We start from the raw sequence: 6,238 nt of genomic DNA on the forward strand, positions 1-6,238 counted from the left end.
AATTCACCCCACAATAATCGCATCCACACTGGATCCGACGAATGGAAAAAATCAAGTGATTTCAAAGCCTGAGCTGTTGCTCAGTTCTGAAAATACGCCACAAATTGGGGTGATGGCGGAGACGAAGGGATTCGAACCCTCGAGACCCTTCCGGGCCTACTCCCTTAGCAGGGGAGCGCCTTCGACCACTCGGCCACGTCTCCGCTGACCCGTATATGTTCCGCAACCCAGAGAAACAAGGCGTTTTTTCAGTTTTCTTCCAGCCCCTACAAAATATGGATTTTCGGCCTGTTTCCCGGAACTTTTGCAGTACTGCACGTGATTCGCGTGCAAAATCCGTGCAACCAAGTTCCGCATTTGTTCACCGCCCTTCCCTCGAACATAACCTTCGCCCCCGTCGCGGAGCAATCCAAAATCAAAGTTGATTGAACTGATGCGGTGGATGCCCCCACTCAGCGGCATCTCGTATGCCATGATGGTTCCACCGAAACCGAACGGAGAGCACATCGATGACGACAATGATCAGTATGCTGGCGATCGACTTGGCGAAGGGCAGTTTCCAGGTCTGCGCAATCGGACTGGATGGGGCCGTTCTATTCAATTGTGTGCTGTCGAGGACCCGCTTTGCAGCGCTACTCGCCGAACAGCCGCCCTGCTTGGTGGCGATGGAGGCCTGCGCCGCATCGCACCACTGGGGCCGGGTCGCGCAGTCGCACGGTCACGAGGTGCGTCTGGTGCCGGCGGCGTATGTGAAACCGTTCGTGAAGCGCCAAAAAAACGATAAGGCAGATGCTGAAGCCATCGCTGAGGCCGCCTCGCGCCCGACCATGCGGTTCGTAGCGGTGAAGAGTGCTGAGACGCAGGGCCGCGCAGTAGCCTTTCGGACACATCAACGCCTGGTCCGGCAGCGCACGCAACTCATCAACGCGCTACGGGGCATCTTGCCGAATTCGGACTGGTAGCGCCGAAGGGCCCGGCGAGCCTGAAGGTCTTGGAGAACGCGCTGGAAGATCAGACCAGTGACCTGCCCACTCCGGTTGGGGAGATGGGCACAATTTACATCGAGCAGATCGCGCGACTGACAGAGGCGATCGAACGGCCGGCAGACCAACTCGAGGCGGCATCGAAGACAGATGCGCAGCTGCGTCGGCTCTGCACCATTCCCGGGATCAGCCCTGTTACCGCCGGTGTCGTTGCGGCGTTCGCACCTGATCTCGATACATTCGATAGCAGGCGCAACTTTGCCGCCTGGATTGGCTTGGTCCCCCGGCAGAGGTCCATTGGCGGCAAGATCAGGTTGGGCTCAGTCAGCAAGATGGGGCAAACAGACATCCGCAGACTGCTTGTTGTGGGTGCAATGAGCGTGATCCGCTGGGTTGTTCGTAAGGGTGGCAGCGCGAACCGCTGGCTGGCCGCTCTCGTGTTGCGAAAGCCGAAGATGGCCACGGCCGTTGCACTTGCGAACAAGATGGCCCGGATGATCTGGGTAATGACGACGAAACAAGAGAACTACAGGATGGCGTGATCTGAGCCTGGAAGGGCGAAGGCACGGCATGGCCGCAAGGCCGGGGTAAGCGATCGACGAGGAGTAGGCGACACGGACTTCGAAGTTCAATGCAGGAAGATTCAGACCCGGAGCTCGAGCGCTTACAGCTCTCTGAACCGATGTGAACCCAGCCTTCCGAACAGCATACCGGCCCGTGGCGTCATCAAAGGCCACGCTCAGAGGCCTGACACACGTCCGGTCGAAGACCCTGCCGACAAACTGAAGGCTACGCTTGCCAAACAGGGGGCATCCACACACGCGGTATGCAGTGCTATTTCAGTGTGGGCTTGCGCTACGGCGACCCAGAACCGGCCAGCCCAGTGGTCGGCGAAGCCGCCGCGGCCTCGGTGTCTCGAAACTAGCGGTCACCTCGGTCATTGAGGTGACTTGGTTAGGCCGCGGTGAAAGAATACAATGGCTTACAGGTGAAAAAGGTTGGATATCAGGCCCATCCCCTCCGCCACCTACCAATTTCATTGATATGCAAGGGGCGGCGACTTACACTGTAAGTCGGTGAACAAGCGCAGTGATTTGCGTTCGTTGCCTTTCTTCGATTTGATCGATTTCTGTTCATTTCGTGGAATGGAATGTGGTACTTTTGATCGCGTATATCTCTGGAAAGCTCTCCAAGAACTTAATCCAAACACTTGGCCTTGGGCGTCACGGTGATGGTAACGGGCTATATCTGGTTGTTGACCCATCAAGCGCGCGACGCTGGATTGTTCGTGTCACCGTCAAAGGGCACCGGTACAGCAATGGTGGCCCGGTGCGCACCGACTTCGGCCTCGGTGGCGTCGACGTGATTACGTTGAATGTAGCTCGCGAACGGGCTTTGGAATACCGGCGCCTTGCAAAGCAAGGACTCAATCCCAGGTTTGGGCATGGGTTCCGCAGCACGTTCCGAGATTGGATACCGGAGGAACAACGGGAAAGCCCTGAAAGACGCCATTCTTGGCGGGCTAGGCATCGGGCGGCTGCCATCGTTTCTGGCAGGTCACGAAATCGCATCCGGAAAACTGGTTCGCCTGCGGCATACCGGCCCAGGCGCTGCTCGCAATCTATCTGGACAGGCGCCACCTGCCGACCAAGGTGCGCGCCCTCATCGGCTTTTTTGCAGAGCACATGGGCGGCAGCCTGCCGCCATGGGACAAAGACGCGGGGTTGCCCTGATCCTGCCCGTCAAAGCTGCAGCGGCGGCTTGCATTTGGAGTCAATGCCCGCCCCGCAGACCGCGGAGCAGCGCATCCTGTTGTCCGGTTGCCCGTGATCAAACCATCAAGCTGATATCGACAGTTTTCGCAAAGGGAAACGCCCCCTGGGGCAAGGACCGCAATGCCGTGCCCGGCGTTAAGGCAACAGCGCCAAGCGCCTCAAAAACAGCGATTTCACCGCGTCCGCCTCTACCGTCATGCAGACCTTGACCGGCGCCCGTGCGCTGTCCGGTGCAGCCAGGGTCGCTCCGGAGGTTTCGCCCCCGCAGGACACCTCAAGCGGCACGCCGCGCAACCCGAACAGGCCCGGATGGGTACAGGCAATCACCGCCGCCGGGTCGTGCAGCGAGCAACCGTTGAGGCCGGCAACCTCTCTGTAGAACTTGATATAGAAATGCGACATTTCCTGCAGCATGCCGCCCAGGTCCGGCGACTGTGCAGCGATGGCAGCAAAATCCTCCGGTCGGCACAGGATCCGGTGAGTGACATCCAGCCCGACAAACACCACCTTGCTGCCACTCTTGCAGACCACATCCGCGGCGTGCGGGTCGTGGTAGATATTGGCCTCGGCGTGCGGCGTGATATTGCCGCCCTCCTCCAGCGAGCCGCCCATCACCACGATGGATTTCACATTGCGGATGAACTCCGGATCACGCTGCATCGCCAGCGCAATGTTGGTCAGCGGCCCGATCGGGCAGACCACCAGCTCGCCCTTGTGCTCCCGTGCCATGCGGCACAGGAAATCTGCGGCCTCCTCGTTCAGCGGTTTGCCCTTGGGCTCAGCAGCGGGGATATCGCCAAACCCCTCCTCGCCATGCACATAGGCCGAAGGTTTGAACGGCGGCAGCACCAGCGGCGCAGTGGCGCCCGCCGCCACGGGCAGATCCAGCCCGGCGGCCTCCAGCAGCCGCAGCGCATTGCGGGTGGCGGTGGCGGTGGTCACATTGCCGAAAATCGTTGTCAGACCCAGCAGATCAATATCCGGCGCCGCGGCGGCATAGAAAATCGCCATGGCATCATCAATGCCCGGATCGGTGTCGATAATCAGTTTCACCATCTGCCTGTCTCCCGGCTTATTTGAATTTGTCCATCAGTTTTTTCATCGCTGAGCGGGTGTCGGGCGCCGGCTCTTCCTGGGCGGGCTTATTCGCGTCCGCCTTGGGCTTGGTGCCGGAACTGCGCGGCGGCGCCACCCGCAGGGCCACCGCATTCATGAACTTGCCGCCATCGCCGCGCGCCAGCTCCGCCGCGCCGTCGGAAATGCCGCGCATCAGATCGTCCAGCCAGTCTTCATCCGCCTTGGGGAAGTCACGCAGCACGTACCCCGCAACCGCATCCTTGTGACCCGGATGGCCGATCCCCAGCCGCACCCGGGCATAATCAGCGCCAACATGCGAATGGATAGAGCGCAAGCCATTGTGGCCGGCATGGCCGCCGCCCTGCTTGATGCGCGCCTTGCCCGGTGCCAGGTCCAGCTCATCATGCAGCACCACCACATCGGCCGACGTCAGCTTGTAAAACCGCATCGCCTCGCCCACCGATTGGCCGGAGAGATTCATGAAGGTCTGCGGCTTCAGCAGCAGCACCTTTTCACCGCCCAGATTGCCCTCGCAGATCATCGCCTGGAACTTGGCCTTCCAGGGGCTGAATCCGTGATCGCGGGCAATGCGGTCCAGCGCCATAAAGCCGATGTTGTGGCGGTTGCGCTCGTATTTCGGGCCGGGATTGCCAAGGCCGACAAAGAGTTTCATGGGTTCTGCCCGATCTGCGTTTCAGTAGACCCGAGTGATGCCCTATCTGGCGCCCGGAATCCAGTGGCCTCCCGCGTCAGGCAAAGCGCCGGCCCGCAGCATATGGCGCCAGATCAATATTGGGCTGACGGCCTTCCGCCAGATCCGCGATCAGCCGCCCGGTGATGCCGCCCAGGGTCAGCCCGATGTGCTGGTGGCCAAAAGCGTAAAGCACCCGCTCCGACTGCGGGCTGCGCCCGATGACCGGCAGCGAGTCGGGCATCGTGGGGCGGTAGCCCAACCATTCGCTGCTGGGCGCGGGCAGCTCCCCCAGCATCTCTGCCCCCTTGCGGGCGATGTAGTCCAGCCTGCGCGTGTTCATGGGCGCAGCCAGCGCGGCGATCTCCACCGTGCCGGTCAGCCGCAGCCCCTGTGCATGCGGCACCGCATAAAACCCGGCCTCACCCCAGCCGACGGGTCGGGTCACCCGGTGCGCCTCACTTTGATACATCACATGATAGCCGCGCTCGGTGCCCAGCGGCAGCTTGTCCGCCCCTGCCCCCTTGATCCGTTTCGAGAATGCGCCGCTGGCAATCACCGCATGGCCCGCAGTGACGCTCTGGCCCTCCGCCTGTAATTCCACGCCCGAGCCTGAAGCCTTCACCGCTTCAACCGCCGAAGTCAGTGTTGTCCCGCCCAGCCTGGAAAAAGCCCGGTGCATCCGGGTGATCAGTTCCAGAGGGTCGCGCAGGCTGCGCGCCGCATGGAAATGCACAGCGCGTTTGACCGGCAACTGCAGGCCCGGCTCCATCTCCTGCGCCTCATCCGGGCCGACCTCGCGCCAGGGCACGCCCAGCACCCGTCGGCGCTCAAGCCCTGCCGTCGCCGCCTCGGCCGCCTTCACAGTTGACCAGACCGAAAGCTGGCCGCGCTCGACCACCAGATCCTGGGCGCCCGCGGCCTCGATCAGCGGGTTGATCCCGGCATCGGCATGGGACAGCAGATCCACCAGATGGCCCGCAATCCGGCGTGAGGGCGCGGCGCGGCAATTTGCCAGAAAGGACAGCATCCAGCGCGGATTGCGCAGGGCATGGGCATAAGACAGCGACAACGGGCTGTCCTTGGAGAACATCAGGCTGGGCAAAGAGGTCAGCACCGACGGAACATTCACCGGCAGGCAGGCATAGGTCGCCAGGGTGCAGGCATTTCCGTAACTGGTGCCGGATCCCGGCGATTCCGGGTCCAACAGCAGCACCTTATGCCCGCGCATCTGCGCCCACAGCGCGCAGCTCATCCCCACCGCGCCAGCGCCCGCAACGGCAATGTCAAAATCCGCCATACCCGTCTCTCCCCTGTCCTCGGTCGGAAATGGGGCAGCGGTGCAGGGAAAAGTCAATCACTTGCTGCCAAGCGCACCGCGCAAAAGAAAACGGGCCCCCGATGGGAGCCCGCCAGCCGTTCCGCTTGGGAACAGATCTTATTCTTCTGCAGCTTCCAGCGCTTCGCCTTCTTCGCCTTCGCCGTCTTCGTCATCCGACGCGGTCAGGCCGCCCGGGGATGCGATGTTGGCGATCACAAAGTCGCGGTCGATGGTCGGCTTGGCGCCGGCCGGCAGGTCGATCGACGAGATGGTGACAACGTCGCCGATGTTCAGGCCTGCCAGATCGACAACCAGCTTCTCGGGGATATCACCGGCGGTCACAACCAGTTCAACCTCGGGGCGAGTCACGTTCAGCATACCGCCTTTTTTG

General features: G+C 61.6%; 4 protein-coding genes, 1 tRNA gene and 2 pseudogenes. 2 read left to right on the forward strand and 5 right to left on the reverse strand.

The window, feature by feature from the left end; genetic code table 11:
• Positions 1–113: 113 nt before the first annotated feature.
• Positions 114–203: transfer RNA gene (locus tag A2I95_RS24835), tRNA-Ser, on the reverse strand.
• 306 nt (positions 204–509) lie between these two features.
• Here A2I95_RS24835 and A2I95_RS24840 point away from each other — a divergent pair.
• Positions 510–1,525 (forward strand): annotated as a pseudogene (locus A2I95_RS24840) (IS110 family transposase).
• A 610-nt stretch (positions 1,526–2,135) separates the two neighbouring features.
• On the forward strand, positions 2,136–2,813 hold the full coding sequence (locus A2I95_RS24845; protein WP_291734203.1) for an Arm DNA-binding domain-containing protein: 678 nt from the start codon (positions 2,136–2,138) through the stop codon (positions 2,811–2,813).
• Positions 2,814–2,893: 80 nt separating this feature from the next.
• Here A2I95_RS24845 and A2I95_RS24850 read toward each other — a convergent pair whose 3' ends face one another.
• The 4 genes and pseudogenes from A2I95_RS24850 to A2I95_RS24865 all read right to left on the reverse strand — a co-directional run.
• On the reverse strand, positions 2,894–3,814 hold the full coding sequence (locus tag A2I95_RS24850) for a nucleoside hydrolase (protein WP_291734206.1): 921 nt from the start codon (positions 3,812–3,814) through the stop codon (positions 2,894–2,896).
• Between the two features lie 16 nt (positions 3,815–3,830).
• Entirely contained in the window at positions 3,831–4,508 is a 678-nt protein-coding gene (pth, locus tag A2I95_RS24855; RefSeq protein ID WP_291734208.1) for an aminoacyl-tRNA hydrolase, read from the reverse strand.
• Between the two features lie 76 nt (positions 4,509–4,584).
• Entirely contained in the window at positions 4,585–5,826 is a 1,242-nt protein-coding gene (locus tag A2I95_RS24860) for an FAD-binding oxidoreductase (RefSeq protein WP_291734210.1), read from the reverse strand.
• A 138-nt stretch (positions 5,827–5,964) separates the two neighbouring features.
• Positions 5,965–6,238: pseudogene (locus A2I95_RS24865) on the reverse strand (50S ribosomal protein L25); the annotation flags it as partial.

This window comes from Leisingera sp. F5 (assembly GCF_001593695.1).